Below are 25,718 nucleotides of genomic sequence, written 5' to 3'. Positions count from 1 at the left end.
TCGGAGCTGCGCTGCGAGTCTCGTGCCCAGGTGATCAACCGTTCAAGGAGAACTGACATGACGTCTGCCCCACAGCCGGTGACCGTCCTCGGACTGGGAAACATGGGCTCCGCCCTGGCCGCCGCCCTGCTGGACCGCGGCCACCCGGTGACCGTGTGGAACCGCTCACCGAACAAGGCCGTGCCGCTCACCGACCGGGGCGCACGCCTCGCCGCGACCCCCGCGGACGCGATCGCGGCGAGCCCGCTCGTCATCCCCTGCGTCATCGACTACAACGCGCTGTACGCCCTCCTGGACGGCGCCACCACCTCCCTCATCGGCCGAACAGTCGTCAACCTCACCTCCGGTAGCCCGGAGCAGGCACACGAGGCGCTGGCGTGGTTCGGTTCGCACGGCGCCGACTACCTCGACGGCGCGATCATGACGACCCCGCCGGGCGTGGGGAATTCCGAGGTGATGTTCCTGTACAGCGGCCCACGCGAGGTGTTCGACGCCCACCGCGCCACCCTGGCGGCCCTGGGCGACCCCCTGCACCTCGACGCCGACCCCGGCCTGGCATCCCTCTACGACGCCGCCCTGCTGGGTCTGATGTGGGCCACCATGACCGGCTGGCTGCACGGCACCGCGCTGGTCGGCGCCGAGAAGGTCACGGCCACGGCGTTCACGCCCGTCGCGATCCGCTAGCTGAGCACAGTGAACACCTTCCTCACCCGGTACGCCGGCCAGGTGGATACCGGCCGCTTCCCGGGCGACGACGCCACCGTGGACGTGCAGATCGCGACCATCGACCACCTCATCCACGCCACCGCCGCCCGCGGCCTGGACGCCGCGCTGCCCGCACTCCTGAAGTGCACCATGGAACGGGCCAAGGCCACCGGCCACGGCTCGGACAGCTTCGCGAGCGTCATCAAGGTGCTCGCCGCGACGGAGGCGAAGTGAACACCGCTCCCGATCCTTCCTCCGTCACCTTCCCAGGCCCCGTCACCGTCATCGGCCTCGGCAACCTCGGCAAGGCGATCGTCGGGACCCTGCTGCGCGACGGCCGCCCCGTGACCGTCTGGAACCGCTCCCCGGCCAGGGCCGAGCCGCTCCTCGCGCGCGGCGCCACGGCAGCGGCTACGGCCGCCGAGGCCATCGCGTCCGCCGATCTCGTCATCGTCGCCCTGCTGGGTCCCCCCGCCGCCCGCGAGGTGCTCACCGGCGCAGCCGGCGCCGTACGCGGCCGGGCCCTGGTCAACCTCACCTCCGGCGGCCCCGAGGACGCCCGGGAACTCGCCGCCTGGGCAGCGGAGCGCGACGCGGACTACCTCCACGGGGCCGTCTACGCCGTGCCCCAGACGATCGGCACCGCCCAGTCATCCATCACCTACAGCGGCTCGGCGGACACCCACCGACGCTGGCGGGCGCCGCTCGACCTGCTCGGCAAGGTCACCTTCCTCGGCGCCGACGCCGGCCACGCCTCGGGCTACGACGTGGCCGTACTCGCCGGGATGTACGGCATGCTCGGCGGCTTCCTCCATGCCGCGGCGATGGCCAAGGGCGCCGGCATCAGCGCCGCCGAACTCACCCCGATGCTGGTGTCCTGGCTGACCGACTCGTTCCCCGCGCTGGCCACGTTCGCCGAGGAGATCGACAGTGGCGACTACACCAGCGGCGAGTCCAGCCTGGCCATGAACGCCGCCGGCCTGCAGACGATCATCCGGGCCAGCCAGACACAGGCAATCCCTGCGCCCACGCTCGTCCCCCTCAAATCCCTGATTGGCCGTCAAGTTGCAGAAGACCACGGCTCGGAAAGCCTCGCCCGCGTCGCCGAACTGCTCCGGAGCGGCACATGAGCACCTAGGAAGAACAGTGGCTACGGCGGGTGGACTGGAACAGGTTGAGTCAGGTCGGCGCGGCGCACGGCTTCACGTCGGCGATCGTCTCGGCGCTCGCGTTGGCCGGCGTTGCTGCTTCGTTGGTTGTTCAGAACCGCCAGGCCAGGGCGGATCAGGTCCAGGGGATTCGCAGTTACTACCTTGAGCTGGTCCGCCTGGAACTTGATGACATGGCGTTCTACCAGCCGGTTTGGGGCGCCACGGACATTGCCGATCCTCAGGAGCAGAAGCGGCATGTCTATGCCGATCTGATGATGAACTACGCGTGGATGGGTTTCGAAATCCGGACCATTCGCGAGCCTCTCCTGCGGGACATGCTGGCCGGGATGTTCACCGGAGAGGCTGGGCGGCACTACTGGTTTGGCAGCGCCCGAAGCTCTGCAGAAATCGAACAGTTCATGACTTCAGGCAGCACGGGCCCCTGTCCAGAGTTCAGCAGGGGCCCGCGGTGTGGAGAGCTGGGCCGGGACCTGCCCTCGATGAGCGGCATGCCGGCCGACATCAACTACGGTCCGCTGCCGGTCTGACGGCTCGGCCTCACTTCAGATGTCGAGTGAAGAACTGGGCAGCGACCTCCCCCGCGAACTGCGGGACGCCGGTGTGCCCGCCCATGTTGGCGTGCAGGGACTTCTTCTTGGAGCCGAAGGCGTCGAACAGGTCCAAGGCCGCTTGGCGGTCGTTCCCTTCATCGTCCCACTGCAGCAGGACATGCAGCGGAATGGTGACCTGCCTTGCCTCCTCGAACATGGCGCGAGGCACGAAACTCCCGGCGAACAGACCGGCGGCCACGATGCGCGGCTCGACCACCGCCAGCCGGGTCCCGATGGAGATCACTCCCCCCGAGTACCCGACCGGGCCGCCGATCTCGGGCAGCGAAAGGAGGGCATCCAGGGCGGCCTGCCATTCCGGGACCGCCTTGTCGACCAGCGGGAGGATGAGGGCGTCGACGATCTCGTCGCCGACCGGCTCGCCGGCCTCCAGCGCCCGGCGCAGGTCGGCGAGGGCCTGCTCGGCGGCGGGCCAACGGGGCCGGTCGCCGCTCCCGGGGAGCTCGATGGTGGCCGCTGCGAAGCCATCCGCCGCGGAGCGCCGGGCCCGGGCCACCAGCCGGGGGTACACCTTGCGCAGGCCGAGGGGCGGGGGGCCGAGCAGGATCAGCGGCACCGATGCGGATGCGGATGCCGACGCGGGTGTCCACAGGATGCCTGGGATCCCGCCGAGGGTGAATTCGCGCTCAAGGACACCGTCATCAAGGCGTTGTTCAGAAGTGAAGTGCATGGTCGTGCCTTTCGGGAGTGCGCTGGAACGGCGCTCCCGGACGACCTGTCTAACGTCCGACCGTGACCCCGGAGGGGAGCACCCATGTCGATACTGCGTTCACGGGTACCACCTCCTCGGTCTCTCGCACGGCCTCCGGAAAAGTAGCAGTGGTCGCCGTGGTCCGCCAACGGGTTTTCGCGGAGCTCCGTGGCCGGATGCCACGGAGGAACTACGCAGAGCTACTCGCGGTGTCGTCGCGGCTTCCCGAGTGGCGTCTCTGCGACGGCGGGGTGCACTGCCGCTGTCGTTTCTCAGGCTCTGGCTCAATTTCCGTGATCGCGTGGCTGTGAGTGACACCGGTTGGGTAGGCAGCGAGGGCTTTTCCGTATGCGCGTGCTGCCCGGATGTCGACCGAGAGCTGCTGACGAACGAGTCTCAGTCAGCAAGGTCTCTCGCTTCGTAGCCGGCCAGCCCGAGGGCAAGCAGGGACGGCACCAGTGCGTTCAGATACCAGGCCATGTCCGTGAGGGCTGGTGCTCCCGAGAGGCTCCGCCGGTCGATCGTCGGGATGAAGGAACAGTGCGTTCGGCCGGCATGAAAAAGCAGTTGGCCACCGGTTTCCGCAGTTGAGTGATAGATGCAGACACCGACGTGGTGGTCGACGTTGGCCGGTGAGTCCACCAAGCTCAGGACCTCAGCTGCCTGCTCGGTTGAAGCCGACTGCCAGTCGAACAGGTCGTCGTTGTTGACCACGTAGGAGATACCAAGCGGTTCCTGCAGCGACCACCCCTCACCGGCCAGAGCTCGCACCACGGCGTCTACGGTGACGGCACATGCGAACTCGAGATCGATGTCGGCGGTCCTGGACATTCGCGGCTCCTGCGGTGGGTTTGATCGTTGTCGGAAGCGTTTCACGTGTTGGCATCGGTCATGGAGCGAGGAGCACTCGTTTCCTCAGGAGTGCGAAGCCGGCTCGGCCGAACATCTGGCGTTTGAGCATCTTGATGCGGTTGACGTGCCCTTCCACGACGCCCGAGTTCCAGGGCAGCGTGAGCCCGGCGATGACCGCGGCCCGGTCGCGATCGATGCCGGCGGCGAGGGTGTGGAGACCGGGCAGGTCGTCCTGGCGGACTGCGTCGAGCCACTCGGGCAGCCGTTTGCCCTGTCGCTCGGTGAGGATCTGGGCGAAGGAGCGGACATGTCCGGCGAGGGCTTCCAGTTCGGAACAGTGGGCCGTGACGGCCTTGAGCCGGAGCTGATCGACCTCGGAGAGGGAGTCGGGGTGGCGCAGGATCCAGCCGGCGACAGTGCGGGGCGAGGGCGGGGGTGCGGTGCCCGGATCGGCCGAAAGGCGTTTGGTGCGGAAGTAGGCGCGAACTCGCTGGTAGCTACCCTTGTAGCCGAGTGGCACGATCTCCTCCCATACCTTCCAGGCGTTGGTGCAGCCCTGGTTCCAACGGTCGTCCAGGTAGGGCCTGTACTCGTCGATGACGGAGGGACGACCTTGCCACTGGCCGTGGAAGAGGTCTTCCGGGGTGGTGGCGTCGGCGAGGAGCTTGACCGTGCGGTAGGTCATCCCGAGCTGGCGTTGGATCGCGCGTCGGCTGTGGCCAGCCGCCAGCAGGGTGTGGACGGCGGCATGGTTAGACCGGGTTCTGTCGGCGAACCGGTGGCCGGTGGGCCACGGTGAGCCAGTGGGGTCCGCTGGTTCTTCTGGTTCTTTGACCTGCTGGGATGGCTCGGGTGCCATGCCTCGCAGGCAGCCCCGATGGTCGGCGACGCACCGTTCGGCGGCTTCGCTGAGGTTGTGCCACAGGTGCCAGCGGTCCGCGACCTGCACCGCCTGCGGTGCCCCGATGGCGGCGCCTTCGGCGAAGAAGGGAGCCCGGTCCCGGCAGACGACCTCGATCGCTGGCCTCTTGGCCGGCCAGGCGGCCAGGCTCGATGCCTCCCTGTCTGGCAGCAGGTCCACCGGCCGTCGCGTTTCGACATCGACGAGCACCGTGCCGTAGTGCTGGCCTTTGCGCGTCGCGTACTCGTCGACGCCGACCACTCTCGGGGCTGGCAGATCCGGTTCGGGCAGCGCCTCGACGAGCCGCAGCACCGTGCTGCGGCTGACGGACACCCCAAAGACTCCGGCCATCCGAGCTCCCGCCCGGCCGGCCAGGGCGAGGCCGATCGCCACCAGCGTCGAACGCAGACGCTCGGTCCACCGGCCATACCTCCGGGTCAATCCCGGCACCTGCTCAACGAACGTCCGTCGCCCGCACGAAGCGACGAGGCAGGCGAAGCGACGGACCCGCAGACAAAGCACCACGCGGCGCCCCGCGCTGGGGACATCCGCAGGAAACCGCAGGTAGGAGCTATGAACCCGAATCGACCAGCTCCCGCAGCCCGAACACGCTGAACCGGTCGTTGTCCTGCGGGCCTCGACTCGTATCGTCTCGCTGCTCACGTCCACCGACACCACCGACACGTCCGCGATCGACGGGAACAGCAACTCCTCCAGCCGGAGGCCCACTTCTTCCACGGACCCGAACTGTCAGGTATCCGAGGTCACCACTGATCATTTTCGGGCGACTTTCACGAGCCCAACACGACCATGAACCGTGACTCAGCGTGCGCAGGTCACGGAAATTGAGCCAGAACCGTTTCTCATGAACATCGAACACGACCCACCGCTGACGACGCCCAAACTCGTGTACAGGTGCTGTCGGTCCTCGGGCTCTGGCTCATCTTCTGTGGACAGTAACGCTGCGTGCTGTCGAAACCCTGCTCACCCGACCTGGATCACAGGTGGCGTCCCACCCGTCTCGTGGACACTGCAGGCCTGTTGCGCCCCACGCCCTCAACTGCGTGCTCCTCGCGAGAGGATGGGGTGGTGATCCGCCACGACCCCGAGATACAGGCTCTGTACCGCCGCTATTGCCTCCCGGCGCGCCGCTACCTGAAGCTTGGCGGAGCGGTACTTCGCATGCCGGGCGAGGAGTACGAGCCGTTCGTTCATGCCCTGGCCCGTGATGCGAGGGCTGTTACCGACGTCGAGCTCAACATCCTCTTCGAGGGCAGCTGGCGCGAGCGGCGCACCGCGGCATGGCTCGCCGCCGTCTCGCGCCGTGACCACTTCCGCGAGCGTCTGGGAGCACTGCTGCTAGAGAGCGAGGTCTGCTGCGCGGGTGGGGCCTACTGCGTGGCGCTGGCGAGTTTCGGCACCGCACGGGACGCCGACCTGCTCGCCGCTTACCTGGATCGCTACCTGCATCGGCCCGACCTCGCCTACGACCAGCCGACAGCCATGGGTGCCCTGGCATACACCGACTCCGTCCTGCACAGCGACCGGGCCAGCCACTTCCTCCAGGAGGGCGGCCTGTGGCCGCAGTGGTTCCAGGACGCGCCCCACATGCACGGCGATGACGGTATCTCCACCTACCTGGGCGGCATTCGCCTCGCCTGCGCCGTCATCGACGAATGCGCCGACACCTGACCCCATTGGTCTTGTTCGCGTCGAAGGCTCTGGCTCGTCGTCCTTGGCGGCGCCCCTCCGTCATGCCAGTAGGACGCGCTTGCGGAGAAGTTGGAAGCCTGCTCGCCCGAACATCTGGCGCTTGAGCATCTTAAAAGTCACGTGGAATCTGCCGGGGTGATCATGTCTCCCTGGTGTAGCTACGAACTTGGGAGATGGCTTGAGCGGCACGACGGTGCTCACGGAGAAGTGGCCGGTGCTCGGTCGGCACGAGCAGGCAGCGTCCTGGCTGACGGTCTGGACGGATCTCGGGCGTGCGCCACGCACGATCGATGCCTACGGCCGGGGACTGGCCGAGTACCTGCTGATGTGCGAGCGGGAGGGCGTCGACCCGGTCGCCGCGAACCGCGCCGATATCGCCGTCTACGTTAGGGAGTTGAGCTCGCGGCCGCACCGCCGGGGTGCGAACGTGATCTCGATCGACTCGGGGGCGGGACTGGCGAACGCGACGATCCAGCAGCGGCTGGTGCCGGTCCGCCTCTTCTACGACTTCCTCATGGAAGAGGGGCTGCGTGATGCCAACCCCCTCGGCCGCGGTCGGTACACCCCCGGCCGACGCAGTGGTGGTCAGCAGCGCGGCCTGATGCCTCGGCTGACGAAGCTGCCGTGGATTCCCGGAGAACAGCAGTGGCTGAGTGTCCTGGAGGTCGCCAAGCACGAGCCGATACGCAACCGCGTGATGCTCGCCCTGGCCTACGACGCCGCCCTGCGCCGTGAGAACTGTGCTCGCTGCGGACCGACGACGTCGATCCAGCCCACCGCACGCTGCGGATACGGGCGGAAACGACGAAGAACCGGCTGGAGCGGGTGGTGCCCTACTCGGCACCGACGGGGGTTCTGCTGTCGGACTACCTCGCCCACCGCACCCGGATCAGCCGGGCTCGCGGACCGCTGTTCCTGTCGGAATCGCGCCGGAATCACGCCCAGCCGCTGAGTCTGTGGACCTGGTCGAAGGTGGTCCGCAAGCTCGCCCTGGCCTCCGGTGTCGAGCGGTTCTCCACGCACACCACCCGGCACCTGTGTCTGACCGATCTGGCCCGGATGGGCTGGGAGTTGCACGCGATCGCATCCTTCGCCGGCCACCGTCACACCGACTCCACGCTTCAGTACATCCACCTCTCCGGCCGGGACCTGGCCGACAATCTCGCCCGCGGAATGGAGCACATCCACGCGTGGCGAACAGAGGCGCTCGCCTCCCCGAACGGCACGTCGCCGGAGGTGGCACGGTGAGTACATCTCGGCTGGCCCTGCCTGCGGAGAACGGGCCCGAACGCTGGTCCTGGCCGATCATCCCTGACCACTACGACACTGCTGTTGAGATCCGGCCCGCCGAGGCACTGGCAGTGAGCGAACTCGGGGTGCGGAATCTACGCCGGCTTAAGGACCACGATCCGTCCGCTGCCGGCTGGCGGGTGATCCGCCGTCTGCTGGCCCCGCTGGAGGCGGTCAATGCCGCTCTGGACTCGCCACCCACCCCGCACCGTCGGCGCGCCATGCTCGACGTGATCGGTGTGCTGCTGACACGTTGCACGGAGACCGGCCGAACCTTTTGGGGATGGACCCCACAGGAGTGGATCCATCTGCTCGGCCGCAACCAGACCGAGTTCCACCAGCACGTCCTGGACTGTCAATGACGAGGTCCGCCCATATCTCGCGGCGCACGCCTACCTGTTGGGCCCCTTCAACGAATTCCACCGACTCGGCAGCTTCCAGCGACTCACCCTGCCCTGGCGGGTCTTTGGACGCGGCCTGGTGAGCAGCGAGATTGCCCGCATCCGCGCGGTATTCGCGTCCTGGGGCTATCAACTGGGGCAGGACGACGACACGCTGCTGCCGATGGTCGTCTGCCAACTGCTTCTCCTCAACCGGAGCCCGCATCTGGAGGATCTCGACGCCTCACTGTTCGACCGGGTCCGGCGCTCGTGCGCGGGCCTATGGGCTGGCCGAGGCTGTGTGGGCGGAGCGGGACGTGGAGGAACTGCGCAGGTCTGCCGTCGTGGCGGCTACCACAGCTACGGCGCCGAGGCAGAGCAGGCCACCGCTGACGAGGGCTGCTGCTCCCGAGGTGACATCTGCCACGAGGCCGCCGCGCATGTTGCCGATGTCGGGTCCGGCTTGCCCGACGATCTGTTCCGCTGCGCCGACGCGGCCGAGTAGCTCGTGGGGCGTGTGCGTCTGGACGACGGTGCTCCGGGAGATGACGGAGACGGTGTCGGCGGCGCCGGCGATGACGAGGAAGGCCAAACCGCTCCATGGGTGAGGTGACAGGCCGAACAGCGTCAATGCTGCGCCCCAGGTGGCGGAACCGCCGAGCATGACCAGGCCGGGGCGGGGGAGTCGGGTGAAGGTTCCGGAGAAGAGTGACGCTGCAACGCCGCCGACGGCGATGGCTGTGAGGAACAGTCCGAGGGTGCGGGGGTTGCCGCCGAACCGTTCGGCGTTGATCAAGGGAAACAGGCTGATGGGCATGGACAACACGGTGGTGGCCAGGTCTGTGAGCAGGGCCCCGCGAATGACGGGGGTGCGGCCCAAGAAGGCCAGGCCGTCCAGCACCCCCCGCAGGCCGGGCCGTGCGGGCTCGTCTCCCGGGTTCATCTGCGGCAAGCCGAAGGCACCGTAGAACGCGGCGACGAACGTCAAGGCGTCGATCAGGTAGCAGGTGCCGACTCCCAAGCCACCCACGATCAATCCGCCGAGCGCGGGACCGAGCAGCATGGCGCCCTGGAAGGCGATGCGTCTCAACGCCAGTCCTGCGGCCAGTTGGTGCTGGGGGAGAAGGCGCGGAAGGAAGGTGCGCGAGGCCGGGCCGCCGCCGGCGACGCAGCATGACTGGAGTGCGACGAGCCCCAGCACGCCGGCAGCAGGGACGTGCCCGAGGAAGCTCTGGAGTGCGAGGAGGAGCGAACACACGGCCTGTCCGCTGGTCGTGAGCAGGTAGAACTTCCGGCGGTCCACCCGGTCGACGAGCGATCCGGCGAACAGTCCGAGCGCGATGAGCGGAACCGCCTGGGCCAGCCCGACGGCACCCGTCCACGTGGGGCTCTTCGTCATCTGCCAGACCTGGAACATGACGGCGACGAGCGTCATCTGGCTGCCGAAACCGGACAGGGTCTGGCCGACCCACAACCGTCGGAACGGCGGTGACGACCGTAACGGAGTCACGTCGATCAGCGTGCGCTTCAGTCCCATGCGGGATCCTTGGCCAGCTTCTCGGCGATCCGGTCGTGGAAGCTCTTGTGCTCCAGGGCCCGCTCGATGTCGGTGACGGCCTGGGAGAGCGGGTAGGGAATTTCGGCTTCCAGGTCAGCGAGGGCGGCCTCGGTGGCCCGCCATTCCGCCGCCAGGCGACCGACGACGCTGCGGGCTTTGTCGGTGAGCGTCACCTTCCTGGTGCGTGCGTCGTCGCCCACGACGGTCTGGACCCAGCCGGCCGTGCGCATCGCGGCGACCTTCTGGCTGAGCGCCGAATGCGTGCGCTGAACCGACTCGGCCAGTTCCGCGATGGTCATGGGTCCGCAGGCGTGAAGCCGGAGCAACTCCATGACGAAGCTGGGCTTGAGCCCCTCGATCTGTTGCTCGGAGTAGACCCGGGCGATGTCGGCGTCTATGGATGCCTGAACCAGCCGCAGGGACCGCCAGAGGCTCTGCTGCGTCGGGTCGCGTGCATGGTTGTCGGCCATGCGTCGCATCGTAACAGCGCTTATATAAGTGCTGTTGCTTCAGCCATTGCTTTCAGCGGTTGCTTCTGCTGTCTTCCGGCTGGCGACGAGGACCTCAAGGGAGTTGGCGGTCGATATCGAAGAGGGGCTGAGCAGGGTGCCGGTCACTCGACGCCGTTGCCACTGTGGAGGGCTACCGGCCGTTGCTACGGTGGAGGGCTCCCGCCTGTGATCCGGCCAAAGGGAGGACTTGGCAGCCCAGGTCCGTCTGGCTCCGGGCCGGCTGTGGCCCGGAGTGCCTAGGCTGTCACCGCTACGGAAGGGCGGTGCCATGGATGTCTGACTCCCTGACGAGGGCCGCGATCGAGGAGCATTGGCGGGCTTGGGAACGCGGGGACGCCGAAGCCGAGCACGCCATCTACGCCACGGACGCGATCCTGGACTATCCGCAGTCAGGTGAGCGGTTCGGGGGCCGAGCGACGATCTCGGCGCAACGCGGCGGGCACCCGGCCGACCGGCACTTCACCGTCCAGCGGATCACCGGCCATGCGAATCTGTGGGTGAGCGAATGCCTCATCACCTACGACGGTGTGCCTTCGTACTCGGTGAGCATCATGGAATTCACCGACCAGCACGTGGTGCACGAGACGCAGTACTTCGCCGACCCCTTCGGCGCGCCGGCCTTGCGGGCCGCGCTCGCGGAGCCGATGCCGGGCCGGACCATCGCCGGAGCCTGATTCCTGCCCTCGCTCGGATCAGCCGGGTGACCAGCCAGCCTGTCACGTTGTTGAAGTCCAAGAACTCCTCTTATCGCCCTCCGGCAGGTCGCGGTCCATGAACGCCTTGTGAGCGCGTAGGCGTCAGCCCGCCACTGAGAGAGCGCGTATCGGTGGAATGACCGATGTGCGGGCGTGGGGGCGTGATTCATAGTCCTCGGGAGAGCGTTTGCGGGCGGCCTGGGTGCGCCCGGTGTTCGAAATGACCCTTCTGTGGACACGTACGGCCTGACCGCCCGGCCCGAACCGGTTCCCGCCACGGCCGCCAAGTTCGACTTGTCGTTCACGCTGAGCCAGGGTCTGGACGGCGAGCTTGAGTACTCGGCCGACCTCTTCGACGCCGACACCGCGCGGTCCCTGGTCGATTCATTCGTTCGCTTCCTGGCCGGCGCGGTGGCGCGGCCGCACGCGCCCGTGAGTGGCGTGGACGTGCTCTCGGACGGCTAGCGCCAGAGTGTGCTCGCCGCCGGACAGGGCCGCGAGGTGACTGTCCCGGAGGGGGCGACGTTGGTGTCGCTGCTCCGGGAGCAGGTCGAGGCGGACCCGGATGCGGTGGCTGTGGTGGATGGCAAGTCCACACTCTCGTATGGAGAGTTGTGGCAGGAGGCCGGAGCGCTGGCGTCCCGGTTGGCGGCCTGCGATGCGGGTGCTGGTCGTGTGGTGGGTGTGGTGGTGCCCCGGTCTGTGGACTGGGTGGTGGCACAGGTGGGCGTGGCGTTGTCGGGGGCGGCGTGGTTGCCGTGCGACGCCGGACTGCCTGCGGAGCGCATCGCCTCGGTGTTGGGTGAGGCCGGGCCGACCGCGGTGGTTGTGGTGGGGAAGACGGCTGAGTTGGTGCCATCCGGACTCACCCAAGTCCCTCTGGACCAGAGCAGGGTCGAGGAAGTTGATCTGCCAGCCATGGCGGGCGGAGACGGTGCCTATGTGATCTATACGTCCGGCTCCACGGGGCGCCCGAAGGGCGTGGTGGTCACCCAGCGGGGCGCGGTGAATCACATGTCCTGGATGCGGGCCGAGTTCGGCATGGGTGTGGGGGATCGTGTGCTGGCGCGCACGTCGCCGGGCTTTGATGCGGCGGTGTGGGAGTCGTGGCTGCCGCTGGTGTCGGGGGCCACGGTATGCGTGGCTGGTGACGAGGTGGCCAAGGATCCGGAGCGGCTGGTCGCGTTCATGCTGGATCAGAGGGTGACGGTGGCGCAGTTCGTACCCACGCTCCTCACGGCGGTTCTGGAGGTACCACAGGCAGCTCAAGTGGCTTCACTTCGGCGGGTGTTCGTCGGTGGTGAGCCGCTGCGGACGTCGCTGGCAGCGGCTGCGGCCGAGGTGTGGGGTGTGGCGCCGGTGAACCTGTATGGGCCGACGGAGACCACGATCCAGGTCACCTTCGGCACCGGCACGGGCGTCGAGGTCGGCACGGTCCCGATCGGCTGCCCGGTGTGGAACACACACCTGTACGTCTTGGACTCGCACTTGCGGCTGGCGCCACGAGGGGTCGTGGGTGAACTTTACGTCTCGGGTGAGGCGTTGGCGCGCGGATACATCGATCGCCCCGGCCTGACCGCCGAGCGTTTCGTGGCCGACCCCTTCGTCCCGGGCGCGCGCATGTACCGCACCGGCGACCTGGTGCGCTGGGGCGGGAACGGCCAGCTGGTGTTCGTCGGCCGCGCCGACGACCAGGTGAAGCTGCGCGGCTTCCGCATCGAACCCGGCGAGATCGAAGCAGTTCTCCTGCGCCACGAGGACGTGCTGCAGGCCGCCGTCATCGCACGTGAGGACCGGCCGGGGGACAAGCGCCTGGTGGCGTATGTCGTGCTGGAGCGGGACGAGTGGGACGCGGCGGCGTTGCGCGCGTACGCCGTGGGACAGCTGCCCGACTACATGGTGCCCTCCGCGTTCGTACGTCTCGATGCCCTGCCGACTACGCACCACGGAAAACTGGACAAGCGGGCTCTGCCCGCGCCCGCCCTGCCGGTCGGCCCGGCAGGGCGCATGCCGGGCACCCCGCAGGAGTTGGTGCTGTGCTCCCTCTTCGCCGACGCACTGGGCGTTCCGGAGGTCGGGCTCGACGACGACTTCTTCGCGCTCGGCGGGCACTCGCTGCTCGCGGTGCGGCTGATGAGCGCGGTGCGTGAGACATTCGGCGGCGAACTCGGCCTGCGCGCGCTGTTCGAGACCCCGACCGTCGCCGGGCTGAGCGCACGGCTGGGCGAAGGTGCACCGGACAACGCCCTCGACACGCTGCTGCCGCTGCGCACCACCGGCAGCGCGGCCCCGCTCTTCTGCGTGCCCCCCCGTCCTCGGGCTGAGCTGGAACTACGCGGCTCTGCTCGGACACGTGGGCCCACAGCGCCCGCTGTACGGGCTCCAGGCACGCGGCATCACCGAGCCCTACGCCCGGCCCGCCTCCATCGAGGAGATGGCCGGGGACTATGTCGCCCGCATTCGGGAGGTACAGCCGGAAGGCCCGTACCACCTGCTCGGCTGGTCGCTCGGCGGCACCGTAGCGCACGCCATGGCCCGGCTCCTGGAGAAGGACGGGCAGCAGGTCGCGTTTCTCGCGCTACTCGACTCCTATCCGGCCGACGACATCGTCAAGGACCCGGCGACCCTCGACGCTGAGGCCGAGGACGAAGTGCTCGCGGCGCTGCTGCCCGGCGCAGGGAGCGCGGTGCGGGAGCTCGTGGAGCGGAGGGCGGACCGGCGGGACATCCTCGCGCTGCTGTGCAAGGAACATGCCCAGCGGCTCAAGCGCGGTGAGGAGACCGTGGCTGCCGTCCTCGACACTGCCGTGCACAGCAGCCGCCTGATCCGTACCCACACGCCCGGCACCGTCGACTGCGACGTCCTGTTCGTCACCGCGACACGCGGTCGCCCGGACGACGCGGTCACGGCCTTGGATGCCTGGCAGCCGTATGTGGCGGGCGCGACCGCTGAACACCACATCGACTGCCGCCATGCCGACCTGCTCGGCGTCAAGGCCGTCGCAGCACTCGGCCCGGTGCTTGCTGAGGCCCTCGGCAACGACGCGCAACAGCTCAGAAAGTCGGAAGGGAAGCACAACGCATGAGACGGCTCTTGGCCGAGCGCACTGTCCGGTGGTTCATTCTGGGACAGCTCTGCGCGATCCTCGGTGACACGATGCTCTGGCTTGTGGCGGGCATCTGGGTCAAGGAGCTGACGGGCAGCAACTCCGCCGCCGCGTTCACCTTCTTCCTCGTGATCGTGGGGACGCTCTGCGCACCGGTCGGCGGCACGACCGCCGACCGGTACCGCAGACGCCCTCTGCTCATGGGCCTATACCTCGGTACGGCCGCCGTGGTGTCGTCGCTGCTCCTGGTCCAGGACAGCGGGCAGATCTGGCTGATCTACCTGGTGATGCTGCTGTACGGACTCTCGTTCAGCTTCGTGGACCCGGCACAGGCGGCCTTCCTGCGCGTCCTCGTGCCCGAGGGCCAACTCGCCGACGCCAACGCACTGACGCAGACGGTCAAGCAGGGCCTTCGCCTGATCTCCCGATCGCCGGGGCCGGGCTCTTCGCGGCCTTCGGCGCGCAGGCCGTCGTGGCCGCCAACATCGTCCTGATGCTGGCCGCCGTCGCGTTCCTGACGGCGGTCCGGTTCCGCGAGAGCGCCCCGGAGCGCAGCGGCGACAGCTGGCACCGGGAGATCACCGAGGGGGTCAGGCACCTCGCGAGGACGGTCGTGCTGCGGCAGCTCGCCGTCGCGTGCGCGCTGACCATGGTCGCCATGGGGCTTGCCGAGACGGTCGGGCTCGCCGTTGTCGACGAGGGCCTCGGACGGCCCCCGACCTTCCTGGGGGTGCTGCTCGCCGGGCAGGGCGCCGGTGCCATTGCGGCCGGCCTGACCGCTGCCCGCATCGGGCGGCGCATCGGTGAGGGGATACTGGTGGCCCTCGGCATGGCGGCGTTTGCCGTGGGAGCCCTCCTCGAAACCATTCCCGCCCTCCCGGCCGTCGCGACCGGCATGGTCCTGTGCGGGGCGAGCATGCCCTGGATCGCGGTCGGCCTGACCACGGTCGGACTGCGCTGCACCGCCCCGGAGCTGGTCGGCCGGGTCTACTCCGGGTTCAACGTGATGATGACCCTGCCGCAGATGTTGGCCATGGCCTCCGGCGCCGGCCTCATCGCTGTGGTCAACTTCAAGGCGGTCCTGGTGGCGATGGCGTCGGTGGTCCTCGTGGCGGCCGGGTATCTCTTCACACGCCCAGAACAGCGGTGGGCGGCAGTGGATGAGGCATCGCGCGAGCCGGTCCACGAGGTCGATCCGGCGTGACCAGCGGGACCGGGACAGCAGCAGGGACAGAAGGAGGAGTCGGCACAGGTGGACCAGCGAAGCAGTCGAAGCGGCAGGACGTGGTGGCGCACGCGCCTGCGGGGGCTGAGCCTGCTCCCGCCCGCCCCCCGCGCCGTCGCAGCCCTCATCGCTGCGGCCATGCTGTACGGCGCATGCGTGCACCTGGTCGAGCTCGTCCTGTGGGGCTTCCGCTCCCGCGCCTGGGCGCCGTTGTGGCTCAACGGCTTCTGGAACTCGCTGATCGTCTTCGACTCGCTCTCCGGAGCCCTGCTCCTGAAAGGGTGCCGGACCGGGCTGTACCTCACCTGCCTGACGATGCTCGCGGACCTGGCGTCGAACCTCTACGCGGTATACGGAGTTCGGCACAGCAGCCTCGGCGCGGGCGCGGCCGACGTCGTCGTCCTGCTCGCCTTCGGCCTCTTCGTCTTCGCTACGGCCCCATGGCTGCACCGCTGTCTCGGCCTGCTCCGCGTGTAGGGGTGCGGGGCCCGGCACGCCGACGTGCCGTGCTCCTCACTCGGCAGCACCGCGAGCTCTCGCAGCCGCGCCGCGTCGGCGATCGCCTCGTACGCGGCGCGGCTGCCGTCCGCCACCGTGACCGCTACCACTGGGAGTAGCCGACCCTGCCGGCGCCGCGGCAACGCCCACTGCCCGATTGATGAGCCCGGGCTCCGCGAACCGTTCCGTCGCCGCGCCGCGCCGCGCCGCATCGCGGTCGTCGAGGAGGGTCTGCGTGCCGCGGACGTTCGTCCTCAAGAAGGTTGGAGGAACCTCAGCGGCTACTGCGGGCGGGGGATTGGGGTTGAGGCATCCCTGGGTCACGAGGCGGGGGTTGGGCGAGGCCCCCTCCCCAGAGTGCAGTCAACTGTGTTGCACCTGACCGGGTGCTTTGAGGTGCCCGATCTCCATCCTGCGCGCTTGACCGTCAGCGGGTGGCGGCATCTACGCACGGAGGCCAGCGAACTGGAACACTCCTGGCAACCCGCGGACCAAGCCCCTGGTGGCAGAGTCGCTGGAGGAGGCCCAGGTCCGGCACCGGCACAAGGTGACTGGCCCGCTGCACGCGAGTGAGTGGCAGGGGACGGACTCCCACTACGCCTTCATGAAGATGGAGGCGAGTGAGACCCAGCTCGGCACCGCGCAGTCCGACGTCACCTCCATCGCCGCTATCCTGGACACCGTCCACGTCGAAATGAAGTCGGCCCAGGACCAATTGCGCCGAAGTGTGCGCATAGCCGAGGCCGACGGATTCACCGTCGATGACCACGGCAACGTCACGGACAACAGCTCCTGCCCCACCGGCAACGCCGACGAGGAAACCCAGGAAGGTCAGGCCGTGCGCGTCGCGGTGATGGAGGGTTACCAGAACGAAATCCAGTACGGCCTCGACGACGCCAGTACCGCTGACTGGAAGGGGATGCAGCTCCTTCAGAAGATCGACGCCTTCACTCTCGACAAGGACTACGGCGCCCAGACGGCGAAGGACGCCGCACGGGAGGTCGCGGGCTTCTCCCAGCTCGATGAGGGCGCCATACCCTCGAAGAAGGACCCGAAGGAGAACGCCAAGTGGTGGGCGAGTCTTTCTGAGCAAGAGCGGCAGGAGTACCTCGACGCCTACCCAGAGAAGATCGGCTGGCTGGTGTGCTATGAATAGTCTGAGGTAATAGACAAAATCGCTACCCACTGTCGTGGAGAGCGTGCATTCGTCTGTGAGTGTGTGGCTAAAGCGAATGTGTGTGGCTGAGGAAGGATTGCAGATGTCCCCGATAAACTGGTCGGCTAGCCTCGAATCAGATATCGAGCAGCACTGAAAAAGCTCAACACCAAAGGTCTCAAGACTTGGGTCGCTGTCGCCCAAGGCAAACGATGCTGAAACGTCGACACTGATGCTTCTGCCCTTGGGGGCATGAAAGGCTTTGGAAAAGCGCTCACCTGTTCCCTGAGGGAGATTGCCTGAGAGCGCGAGCGCTTTGGAGTCGCTGCAAATTCCCATGGCTTCAGCGTGGAGCTCACAGGCTTCCTCTGCGACCGCTGCGTTGCCTGTGTCTTCGCTGTACGTCTCTCCGGACCCTCCGCCGAGAGGCAGCCTGAAAGGCGCTCAGGGGACCGTGCCCCCGGGTTGTAGCGGGTCTGCGAGGCAAGGGCCGGCCCGATGAGGCGGGCTCTCCCGTAACTGATCTTTGAGGCTGCCAGTTCCGGGGCCGTCGGACGGTATTGGTGGCTGAATCGTTCCGGACGGTGGTGGGTCATGACACTGCACAAGGTTTGCTGTACAGTGAAATCACCTCGCTGAGCCGGGACATCGGCGACTGAGGCATCACTGCCTTGGCCCGCCCCCGCTTTCGCGTTATGGCGCCTTGAGCGTCTGCGACTCCCTGAGTCTCGGCGAGTGTTCCCGCGCAGGCTCCGCGCACGGCTTTAAGCCCCTTGTCCCTTCTTGGGCCAGCCCTCCTGAGCGCAGCCCCTTCCGGCGCAAGCAATCCCCCACCCCTGCAACCAGAGACGTTCATGAGATGACGCCGCCGCCTGGCCAGGCGACGGGAAGGGAGTGCTGTGACTGTGTGGGAAGCCGAGGGGCGAAGCGGAGCCCGCTGGGCGCTGGTCTCGGTCGCGTTGGGTGTCTTCTGCATCCAGCTTGACTCGTTCGCCTTGAATCTGGCCCTGCCGCACATCAAGGCTGAACTCGGCGTATCTACCGGGCAGTTGCAGTGGGCGGTCAGCGCGTACCTGTTGTCGTGCGGCACACTCATGTTGGGCGCGGGCCGGATGAGCGACCTGTTCGGCCGCCGCCGCCTGCTGATCGCGGGACTGGCGCTGTTCGGACTGGCGTCGCTTTGGTGCGCACTGTCGCCCTCACTGCCGGTGCTGGTGGCGGCCCGCGTGGTTCAGGGCGCGGGCGGCGCGTTGATCATGCCGGCCGGACTGGCGCTCCTGACGAACGTATTCCCGCCCGCCGTGCGCGGCCGGGCCACGGGGTGGGCGCTGGGCATCGGCGGACTGGCCACCGCCTGCGGCCCGTTCGTCGGCGGCGCCCTGACCCAAATGGTGTCGTGGCGGGCAGTGTTCTGGCTCAACGTGCCACTGGGTGTGGTGGCTGCGTTCTGCGCCCGCCGGGCCCAGGAGTCGCGGGACACCACGGTCTCCGGGCGTGTGGACTGGCCGGGTCTGGTCACCGGGACCGCCGCCATCGCGGCCCTGGCCCTCTTCATCGACCGTGGCCCGGTATGGGGCTGGGCATCCCCCGCCGGCCTTGGCGCACTGTGCCTGGTGGCGCTGGCGCTGATGGCTTTCGTATGGATCGAACTCCGCACGGCCGACCCTCTGATCGGCCCCGCGCTGTTCCGCAACGGCGCCTTCGTGGCGCTGACCGCGGCGGGCGCGGTGGCCAACGCCGCGACCGTGGTGTTCCTCTTCGTCGTACCCCTCTCCCTTCAAGAGGGCCAGCAGCTGACGCCGTTGGTTGCCGGGGTGGCCTTCATTGCCCCCGCGGCGGCCATGGCCGCCGCGGGGCCCTTCGCGGGCCGGGTGACCAGCGAACGCGCCGTACCGGTGATGGCGACGAGCCTGGGAGTGGGCGCGGTGGTCCTGCTGGGCGCGGCGTTCGTCTCCAGCCTGCCGCCGTATCTCGCTGCGGTCACCGCTAGCGGGGCGGCGCTCGGCGTCGGCAACGCCCTGACGCTGACCGCCACCCAGGGCGTCATCCGGCCCGAACGCGCCGGTGAGGCATCCGGCCTGACCAAGACGGTCATCACCGTCGCGGCCGGGCTGGGCGTGGTCGCCGCAGGCCCCGCAGCCGACCCCGGCGGCACCACGACGACTGGAGACAACGGCCCCCTGGCCGTGGCGGGAGCCGGCTGCCTGGCGGCTTGCCTCCTGCTGGCCCTGTGGATGTGGATCCGGCGCTGCCCGACCGCTCGATGGCCGCAAGAGCCGGAGCCTTCGGCGACGGACAGCGTGGTGCGGGTGACTCGCTGGCCCAGGAATACAACCTGAAGGCCGACGGCAAGACTGTGCACAAGGAGTTTCCTCACTGCTTCGGCAAGGAAGGCGAGTCCGCCGACGACGGCCACTTCGACCTGACCTACGCGGTACGGGCACCCTTCCTGAGGCCGAGCACGGTAAAGCCATCCGTGCCATGCGCAAGAAGCTGGAGACTCAGGGCTACAAAGTCAGCGGCTATCGAGAGGACAGAACCAAGAAGCCGTGGGCACTGATGGACGCCAAGGGCGGCGAAGACAACCTCTTCGTGTCAGCACAGCGTTACATGCCGTCCACCCACCTTGTCTTCTCCGTCAACACCCCTTGCTTCCGGACTCCTGGAGTGAAACAGCAACAGGAATCAGCTCCGCCACCGAACACCACTGCCCCAGCTCACGTCCTCCCTGCTGAGCCAGCAGGCACCACGAGCCGCTTCGCCGCCCTCCTTCTTCTCGGCGCGGCTGTGGGGGCGAGTAGCGCGCTCGAAATGCCGAGCTGCTTCTCGTAGTTCGTCCCGGGTAAGCCCCGGGGGAGGTCTGGGCGAGGGCGTCGAGGACCTCGCCGACCCTGATCAGTGGGGCTGCTGGCGCGCGGCCCTCGACACCCTGCGCCCCTACCCGCTGGGCTGGACGGACAGTCCGCCTCTCTGAGCTGTGAGAGGCTTGCACGGCCCACAATGGCGGCGATCTCCTCCCGACGGCGGGCCGTGGGATCGACGCAGTGGGTTCTCCCGACTCCGTCCTGGAACCATCAACCGTCGCGATACGGCCGCCGTCTTCCCTGGCGCGCGTGCGTAACGCTCCGGGGGCTGCCGGTCCTCGCCGTGACAGTCGGCGCGGGCGCCGGGCTCGGCTCGATCGCCTTCCGCTGGCTGATCGTGACCTTCACCCATCTCTTCTCCGGGCACGGCGACTACGCGGGCGCCGGCGGCAGCGCGAATCCGCATGTGCTGTGGCTGGGCCCCTTCGTGCGCCAGGCGTATGCCATGGAGTCGCCGGGCCGGATCATCGTCTGCAGCAGTTGGAGTGCCACGCCCACCGATCCGATGCCCACCGCGACGCATGCGGCCGGCACCTGGCACCACTGGGCAATCCGCTCGGTGAGCCGGTGGGGATGGAATTCGGGTACCGATTGGCCTGCGCGACAGCACGCGCCATGGCCTCGCGTACGGACGGCAGCGGCGGATACGGGCTTTCGTTGAGCACCAGGCGGTTCAGGGTCATCGTCCGCCTCCGCCGTTCCACCGGATCGCCGCCGCTCCGGCGAAGTCACCGGCGTGCGCGAATCCGCCCAGTACCACCAGGGCACCGTCATGGACCTGCCCCGAGCGGATGGCGTGGTCCAAGGTGATGGGGATCGCCGCGCCGAACAGGTTGCCGTATCGGTGGAAGGTGTCCGGGTGTCGCTCGGGCGACAGGTTCAGCGCGTCCCGCCAGTTCCGCAAGAACGTCTGGTTCGGCTGATTGGTGACGAGCACATCGATGTCGGCGGTCTCCTTGCCGATCCGCCGGCACAGGTCCGTGACCACCTCGGGGACGAGACGGTTGCCGCGCTCCAGTACCTTCGCCACGCCCGCGTCGGTGAAGCCGATCCGCAGCTGTGCCTCGCCGGGTTGCCAGTACTTGCGGTCATCGTCACGCACCATGGTCATGTCGCCGGCGTACCGGCCGATGTGCCGGGTCTCCACCCTCAGGATCGGGGCGGCAGCCGATGTCGTCACGTATCCCACGCCACAGCCGTCGCCCGGGATGGCCGCCTGGGCGAGGTTGCGTACCCGGCTTTGTGTGAACAACTGGCCTGCGGCGGTCTGTGCGTTGCAGATCAGGGCGGACGTCGCGTCCGTGCCGGCCAGAATCTGGCGGGCCAGGCGCAGCATGTGGATGAAGGATGCGCAGCCTGCGTTGGACACATCGACCAGCCACTCGGGGGCGAGCCCCAGTCGCCTGGCAACTTCGGTACCGGCGCCGACGAACGGTACATCCGGGAGCTGGCTGTGGACGAGCAGGACGTCCACGCCACGGATCTCGTCCCGGCCGTGCCGTTCGATCAGTGGTTGGACCGCACGCTCGATCATGTCCACGTTGGTCTCGTCGGCAGCCACATGATGCCGGAACGGCGGGACCTTGAACATCGGGCTGTCGCGCAGCCTGTCCTCCGCTCCCGGATGGTCGGTGTAGAAGGCGGCCGGAACCGGGTCGCCGGGCAGGTAGCCGGCGAGATCGGTGAGGCTGACGGTGGTCACTGCGTCACCGCGGTGGAAGGGAGGACGCTGACGGGCCGGCCGCTTCCGTGGCGGTGTTCCAGGATCGCCTTGAGGTTTCGCATCTCCAGGGTGTGTCCGGCGTAGAACAGATCCCAGTACTCGCCGACCCAGCGCCGGCCGGGTCGCGGAGCCCGGTCGGGGTACGGGTTGGCTTCGTAGTACGGGTGCCTGCAGTTGGTCCATGTGATCAACGAGCCCGGCTTGTCGAGTACCAGCTGTGCCGGGACCACCCGCATCAGGTAGATCATCCAGAGCTGCTCGCCCTGGTCCCATGCACAGTGGTAGTCCACCGTCATCGCATCAGGGCTGGCCACTACCTTGCAGTAGATGCTGGTGTTCTCCTCCAGCAGATCGCGGCCGACCCACAGCCCCGGGGTCTGGGCCGGTGCGAAGCCGCGCAGACTGCAGGTCCATTCCTCCAGGTGGTGACCCTGGCGCAGATAGTCGTACACCTGGGCCGGAGGGCAGTCGACGTACTCCTCGATGGTGCAGTACCGACCGTAGACCTGCTGGTGGGGGTAAGCCTCGCGGGTCATCTCCGCACAGTGCGCCGCCAACTGCTCCGGGCTGGTGTTCTCCACTCGTATCAGTCCCGGAATGTCAGCCAACGTGGACGGGGCCGCGGTCATTTTCGGTCTCCTTGCCATGGGTCTGGTCCTGACCGAGGGCGGTCAGGAAGGGAAGGAACGGGGGGACTTCGCGCCGGTCGACATCCATGGCGACGAGGGCTGGTCCGCTGCCTTCGTTGCTCTGCACCAGGGCTTGACGCAATTGCGCCGCGGTTTCGGCACGCGTCACCTCAAGAGCCGGGAACATGGCGGCAGCTCCGGCGGCGATATCGGCCGGCAGGAACACGTTGTCGCTACGGGCGCCGCCCTGGTACAGCTCCTCGCGGGTCACGCACATGGCGTGTGCGTTGTTGTTGAGGATCACGAATGTGACGGGCGCGGCGTGCTCCACCGCGGTGTGCACTTCCATTCCGTGCATGAAGAACGCCCCGTCCCCGGCGATGACGTAGGTGCGGCGTCTTGTGGCGAGCGCGGCACCGATGCCGGCGCCGAAGGTGTAGCCCATACCACCCATGCCCACCGCCACCACGAAACGGCCGTATCGCGGTGCCGGGAGCAGGTGGATGGCGCTGGCCCCGACGTTGCCGGCGTCCACGAAGACGTGAGCGTCGGAGGGCAGCGCCGACTCGATCGCGGTGAGGGCCTGTGCGGAGGACGCAGCGAAGCCGCCCGGCGACGGAATGGGAAGCGGGGTGGGCTCCCCGTGCCGGCCGACCGTGCGCGGACGCGGGTCCAGCCGGCCGGACAGCTCACGCAGCGTGTCGCGCAGGCCGCCCCGCAGCGAGATGCCGGGCACGAACGGCGGCTCCGGATCGACGCAGATCACCGGTGTGCCGGCCAGGGCCGCCTCCAGCCCGCCGCTCGCCATGAGCGGCAGCCGGGTGCCGACCAGCAGACAGGCATCGGACCGGCGCAGGCAGGCCGCCACGGATCGATGCCCCATCACCCCGGCAGTTCCCACGAATTGGGGGTCGTGGTTGTCGAACACGTCCTTGGCGTCCGGGGTGACTGCCACGCAGGCTCCCAGGCGCCGCACCACGGCGGCCAGCTCCGTTCGGGCGTCGGCGGCGGCCACGCCCTCACCGGCGATGAGCAGGAGGTGATCGGCGCCGCGCAGCAATTCCACCGCGCCGTCCATGGCCGATGCATCCGGCCGCAACACCGGCGGTGCCGGTAACTTCTCGTGCCGACGGCCAGGTGTGATGAGTGCCTGCTGTACGTCCTTGGGCAGCAACAGCACCGACGGGCCCCTGGGGTCGGACTGCGCCTCCGCGACGGCATGTGCCAGCAGTTCCCCGATCGAGTCAGGGTCGGTGACCCGGGCGCAGAAGCGGGAGACGGGCCCGAACACCTCTCGCGCGTCGACGGAACCGGCCTTTCCGCTGGAGTCCTGGAACGCCCCTCGTCCCTCAAGACCGGTGGGTGGCTGTCCCACCAGAGCCAGCACCGGGATCCGGGAGGCGTGCGCCTCCGCCAATGCGGGCACCAGATTCATCGCACCGCCGCCCGAGGTGGCGGCGACGACACCGAGCCGCGCTGTGACCCGGGCGTACCCGTCGGCCATGGTGCCGGCGGAGAACTCGTGCTTCGCCACGACGGGGCGGAGCAGACCGGCGGTGGCGTGCATCGCGTCGTACAGATCCTCGATGTTCGCCCCGCCGACACCGAAGACGTGGCTGACCCCGGCCCGGCTCAATTCCTTTGCCAGGTAGTCGGCAACGCGAACGCGAACAGCGGTGGTCATACCGAACTCGCCTCCGCCCTGTCGGGATTGATGAGGACTCCGGACGGCGAAAGGGCCTGGAAGCGTTGCCGGTACTCGCCGGGGGTGAGGCCCACAGCGCGGCCGAAGGCGCGCAGGAATGTCTCCACGGCAGGGAAACCACAACGCCGGGCAACCTGGCTGATGGGTAAGTCGGTGGTCTCCAATAACTTGCGGGCACGGGCAATGCGCAGCTGCACGACGTACTGGCCCGGTGTCGTGCCCACTTCGGCCCGGAACACCCGGGCGAAGTTGCGGGGACTCATGTTGGCCCGCTGGGCCAGCTCGGTCACACACAGCGGCCGTTCAAGGTTGTCCAGAATCCATTCCTGCGCAGTCCGGATCGGCAGGTGGTCGGCGAGTTGGGCATCAAGAATCGCGCTGAACTGCGCCTGTCCGCCGTGCCGTTTGAAGAACAGCACCAGGTACCGGGCCACCTCCAGCGCGAACGCAGCACCATGGTCCGCCTCCACCAGAGCCAGGGTCATGTCGATGCCGGTGGACACCCCCGCGGAGGTCACGTACGGGCCGTCCCACACGAAAATCGGACCAGGGTCCACCCTCACATCCGGGTAGCGCCGGGCCATCTCTTCGCAGTAGGCCCAGTGAGTCGTGGCCCGCCGCCCGCCCAGCAGGCCCGCCTCGGCCAGCAGAAACGCCCCACCGCACACCGATGCGACCCGCAGCGAGCGGCCGGCGGCCTGCCCTATCCACGAAACCAGGGCCCGGTCCGCCAGCGCCTTCTTCAGCCCCCACCCGCCCGGGACGAGGAGAGTGTCGATCGGCCCCTCCCCGGTGGCCATCGGCGCGGCCTGGATCATCATCCCCGCAGTGGTCCGCACCCATGGTGCCTCGGCGGAGACACACTCGATCCGGTAGCCGCCATCCCGTTCGGACAACAGCCGGTTGGCCGTGTCGAACACCTCGATAGGTCCTGAGACGTCCAACGCCTGCACGTCGGAGTAGACCACCACCACAACACGTCGCTGCATCACGATCACAGCCTGTATGCGGGCCACGACGGCCGCAATGACAGTCTGTTGACGATTACTGCCACATCGTCGGTCAATGGCCTGCACACGCCGGGGACCAGGGGAGGGGAAGCCACCCGCGTACACGAACGTGAGGCATGTCACCGCCGGCGGGCGCTCAAGGGACCCGGCTGTCAACGCCCCACAGCCGGCACCCGGACAGCGTGCACGGGCGGACGCGGGCTGGAATCAGCGCGGTCCACGTGGTGAGCGGCGACGTGGACGCAGTGCCACCGGAGGGTGGTCGACGCCGGTGTCAACGGCTGGCTGCGAGTTCGCCGCTGAGCGTGCCGTGCAGCTGGGCGCTGGGGTCGTTCAGGCCGGTGATCTCGACGGTCTTGCTGCGCTGGGTGTCCTTGGTCTCAATGGCGTCGAGGCCGTCGGCGGCCAGCCGGGTGCCGATGGTCCCGGCGGGCCCCGTGATCAGCAGCATCACGGCCGGTGGAACTCGCGGGGATCACCCAGGAGGGACCGTTCGCCGAGAATGTGTAGCACAACCTCACCGGCACCCACCACGTCTTGGAGGCCGTGCGCCACCAGCGGGTGCCGCGGGTGGTGCTGGCCGGCAGCCACCACGCCACCGTCCTGACCCCGTCGGCGCTCCGCCCGCGCCGCTGACGCCGGACAGCCTCTACGCCGTAGCCAAGGTCACCGCCGAAGCCCTGGGCCACCTCTACGCCCACAAGACCACCATGCAGGTCGTCGCC

At 68.3% G+C, this 25,718-nt stretch carries 25 protein-coding genes and 2 pseudogenes; 17 read left to right on the top strand and 10 right to left on the bottom strand.

Annotated elements, in window-relative coordinates; genetic code table 11:
• Positions 1–57: 57 nt before the first annotated feature.
• The 3 genes and pseudogenes from IG62_RS41640 (at position 58) to IG62_RS47760 (ending at position 2,404) form a co-directional block, all read left to right on the top strand.
• A pseudogene (locus tag IG62_RS41640) lies at positions 58–939 on the top strand (NAD(P)-dependent oxidoreductase).
• Positions 936–1,835 carry an NAD(P)-dependent oxidoreductase gene (locus IG62_RS0110985; RefSeq protein ID WP_051797893.1) on the top strand — a complete coding sequence of 300 codons (900 nt, stop codon included), beginning with the start codon at positions 936–938 and terminating at the stop codon, positions 1,833–1,835. Before IG62_RS41640 ends, IG62_RS0110985 begins: the two are co-directional and overlap by 4 nt.
• Positions 1,836–1,864: 29 nt before the next feature.
• Positions 1,865–2,404 carry a DUF6082 family protein gene (locus IG62_RS47760; RefSeq protein ID WP_051797892.1) on the top strand — a complete coding sequence of 180 codons (540 nt, stop codon included), beginning with the start codon at positions 1,865–1,867 and terminating at the stop codon, positions 2,402–2,404.
• Positions 2,405–2,414: 10 nt separating this feature from the next.
• Here the strand turns inward: IG62_RS47760 and IG62_RS0110975 are convergent, their stop codons facing one another.
• From IG62_RS0110975 to IG62_RS0110965, 3 genes are all read right to left on the bottom strand, one after another.
• A complete protein-coding gene (locus tag IG62_RS0110975; RefSeq protein ID WP_030800378.1) occupies positions 2,415–3,155 on the bottom strand; it encodes an alpha/beta hydrolase in 741 nt (246 codons plus the stop codon).
• Positions 3,156–3,572: 417 nt separating this feature from the next.
• Positions 3,573–4,007 carry a hypothetical protein gene (locus IG62_RS0110970; RefSeq protein WP_030800375.1) on the bottom strand — a complete coding sequence of 145 codons (435 nt, stop codon included), beginning with the start codon at positions 4,005–4,007 and terminating at the stop codon, positions 3,573–3,575.
• Positions 4,008–4,065: 58 nt separating this feature from the next.
• A complete protein-coding gene (locus IG62_RS0110965) occupies positions 4,066–5,667 on the bottom strand; it encodes an ISL3 family transposase (RefSeq protein ID WP_030800373.1) in 1,602 nt (533 codons plus the stop codon).
• Between the two features lie 351 nt (positions 5,668–6,018).
• Between IG62_RS0110965 and IG62_RS0110960 the strand changes: the two genes are divergently transcribed.
• The 3 genes from IG62_RS0110960 (at position 6,019) to IG62_RS47155 (ending at position 8,294) form a co-directional block, all read left to right on the top strand.
• Complete coding sequence (locus IG62_RS0110960) at positions 6,019–6,621, top strand: DUF6000 family protein (RefSeq protein ID WP_030800371.1); 603 nt, start codon at positions 6,019–6,021, stop codon at positions 6,619–6,621.
• Positions 6,622–7,380: 759 nt separating this feature from the next.
• A complete protein-coding gene (locus IG62_RS48475; RefSeq protein WP_324604617.1) occupies positions 7,381–7,890 on the top strand; it encodes a site-specific integrase in 510 nt (169 codons plus the stop codon).
• Complete coding sequence (locus tag IG62_RS47155; protein ID WP_158795022.1) at positions 7,887–8,294, top strand: hypothetical protein; 408 nt, start codon at positions 7,887–7,889, stop codon at positions 8,292–8,294. The genes IG62_RS48475 and IG62_RS47155 overlap by 4 nt, the downstream gene beginning before the upstream one ends.
• A gap of 298 nt (positions 8,295–8,592) precedes the next feature.
• Here IG62_RS47155 and IG62_RS0110945 read toward each other — a convergent pair whose 3' ends face one another.
• Together IG62_RS0110945 and IG62_RS0110940 are read right to left on the bottom strand one after the other, a co-directional pair.
• Positions 8,593–9,849, bottom strand: coding sequence for an MFS transporter (locus IG62_RS0110945; RefSeq protein ID WP_030800368.1), 1,257 nt, complete (start codon positions 9,847–9,849; stop codon positions 8,593–8,595).
• A complete protein-coding gene (locus IG62_RS0110940) occupies positions 9,840–10,340 on the bottom strand; it encodes a MarR family winged helix-turn-helix transcriptional regulator (RefSeq protein ID WP_030800365.1) in 501 nt (166 codons plus the stop codon). The genes IG62_RS0110945 and IG62_RS0110940 overlap by 10 nt, the downstream gene beginning before the upstream one ends.
• 314 nt (positions 10,341–10,654) lie before the next feature.
• Between IG62_RS0110940 and IG62_RS0110935 the strand changes: the two genes are divergently transcribed.
• The 11 genes and pseudogenes from IG62_RS0110935 to IG62_RS44450 all read left to right on the top strand — a co-directional run bounded on the left by IG62_RS0110935 (position 10,655) and on the right by IG62_RS44450 (position 20,587).
• Positions 10,655–11,056, top strand: a complete 402-nt coding sequence (locus IG62_RS0110935; protein WP_030800363.1) for a nuclear transport factor 2 family protein — start codon at positions 10,655–10,657, stop codon at positions 11,054–11,056.
• Positions 11,057–11,308: 252 nt separating this feature from the next.
• On the top strand, positions 11,309–11,542 hold the full coding sequence (locus IG62_RS43165; RefSeq protein ID WP_030800361.1) for a hypothetical protein: 234 nt from the start codon (positions 11,309–11,311) through the stop codon (positions 11,540–11,542).
• A gap of 9 nt (positions 11,543–11,551) precedes the next feature.
• Positions 11,552–13,288 (top strand): annotated as a pseudogene (locus IG62_RS41625) (non-ribosomal peptide synthetase); the annotation flags it as partial.
• 19 nt (positions 13,289–13,307) lie between these two features.
• The gene (locus tag IG62_RS47755; protein WP_078871925.1) at positions 13,308–14,162 is read left to right on the top strand and encodes a thioesterase domain-containing protein; all 855 of its coding nucleotides are present in this window, start codon (positions 13,308–13,310) and stop codon (positions 14,160–14,162) included.
• A complete protein-coding gene (locus IG62_RS0110920; RefSeq protein WP_078871924.1) occupies positions 14,159–14,677 on the top strand; it encodes an MFS transporter in 519 nt (172 codons plus the stop codon). The genes IG62_RS47755 and IG62_RS0110920 overlap by 4 nt, the downstream gene beginning before the upstream one ends.
• Positions 14,656–15,387 carry an MFS transporter gene (locus IG62_RS0110915; protein ID WP_030800356.1) on the top strand — a complete coding sequence of 244 codons (732 nt, stop codon included), beginning with the start codon at positions 14,656–14,658 and terminating at the stop codon, positions 15,385–15,387. The genes IG62_RS0110920 and IG62_RS0110915 overlap by 22 nt, the downstream gene beginning before the upstream one ends.
• A 48-nt stretch (positions 15,388–15,435) precedes the next feature.
• A complete protein-coding gene (locus tag IG62_RS43160) occupies positions 15,436–15,885 on the top strand; it encodes a hypothetical protein (protein ID WP_051797888.1) in 450 nt (149 codons plus the stop codon).
• 523 nt (positions 15,886–16,408) lie between these two features.
• Positions 16,409–17,062, top strand: coding sequence for a hypothetical protein (locus tag IG62_RS43155; RefSeq protein ID WP_051797886.1), 654 nt, complete (start codon positions 16,409–16,411; stop codon positions 17,060–17,062).
• 899 nt (positions 17,063–17,961) lie between these two features.
• A complete protein-coding gene (locus IG62_RS0110900) occupies positions 17,962–19,401 on the top strand; it encodes an MFS transporter (RefSeq protein ID WP_234326388.1) in 1,440 nt (479 codons plus the stop codon).
• Positions 19,402–19,543: 142 nt separating this feature from the next.
• Positions 19,544–19,894: a hypothetical protein gene (locus tag IG62_RS47150; protein ID WP_158795021.1), complete on the top strand. Its 351-nt coding sequence runs from the start codon at positions 19,544–19,546 to the stop codon at positions 19,892–19,894.
• Positions 19,895–20,209: 315 nt separating this feature from the next.
• The gene (locus IG62_RS44450) at positions 20,210–20,587 is read left to right on the top strand and encodes a hypothetical protein (RefSeq protein ID WP_199812449.1); all 378 of its coding nucleotides are present in this window, start codon (positions 20,210–20,212) and stop codon (positions 20,585–20,587) included.
• An 18-nt stretch (positions 20,588–20,605) separates the two neighbouring features.
• Here the strand turns inward: IG62_RS44450 and IG62_RS0110890 are convergent, their stop codons facing one another.
• From IG62_RS0110890 to IG62_RS0110870, 5 genes are all read right to left on the bottom strand, one after another.
• A complete protein-coding gene (locus IG62_RS0110890) occupies positions 20,606–21,628 on the bottom strand; it encodes a 3-oxoacyl-ACP synthase III family protein (RefSeq protein WP_030800349.1) in 1,023 nt (340 codons plus the stop codon).
• On the bottom strand, positions 21,625–22,278 hold the full coding sequence (locus IG62_RS0110885) for an SRPBCC family protein (protein ID WP_030800346.1): 654 nt from the start codon (positions 22,276–22,278) through the stop codon (positions 21,625–21,627). The genes IG62_RS0110890 and IG62_RS0110885 overlap by 4 nt, the downstream gene beginning before the upstream one ends.
• Positions 22,250–23,962 carry a thiamine pyrophosphate-binding protein gene (locus IG62_RS0110880; protein ID WP_030800339.1) on the bottom strand — a complete coding sequence of 571 codons (1,713 nt, stop codon included), beginning with the start codon at positions 23,960–23,962 and terminating at the stop codon, positions 22,250–22,252. Before IG62_RS0110880 ends, IG62_RS0110885 begins: the two co-directional genes overlap by 29 nt.
• A complete protein-coding gene (locus IG62_RS0110875) occupies positions 23,959–24,975 on the bottom strand; it encodes a GlxA family transcriptional regulator (protein ID WP_199812446.1) in 1,017 nt (338 codons plus the stop codon). The genes IG62_RS0110880 and IG62_RS0110875 overlap by 4 nt, the downstream gene beginning before the upstream one ends.
• 292 nt (positions 24,976–25,267) lie before the next feature.
• Positions 25,268–25,444 (bottom strand): hypothetical protein, encoded by a 177-nt coding sequence (locus IG62_RS0110870; RefSeq protein ID WP_158795020.1) that lies wholly within the window; start codon positions 25,442–25,444, stop codon positions 25,268–25,270.
• Positions 25,445–25,718 lie beyond the last annotated feature (274 nt).

Origin of the sequence: Streptomyces sp. NRRL S-337, from assembly GCF_000720175.1 — a bacterium.
Lineage (GTDB): Bacteria > Actinomycetota > Actinomycetes > Streptomycetales > Streptomycetaceae > Streptomyces > Streptomyces siderophoricus.
The sequence above is the reverse complement of the archived record's forward strand: the minus strand, read 5'-3'. Positions and strand labels throughout refer to the sequence as shown.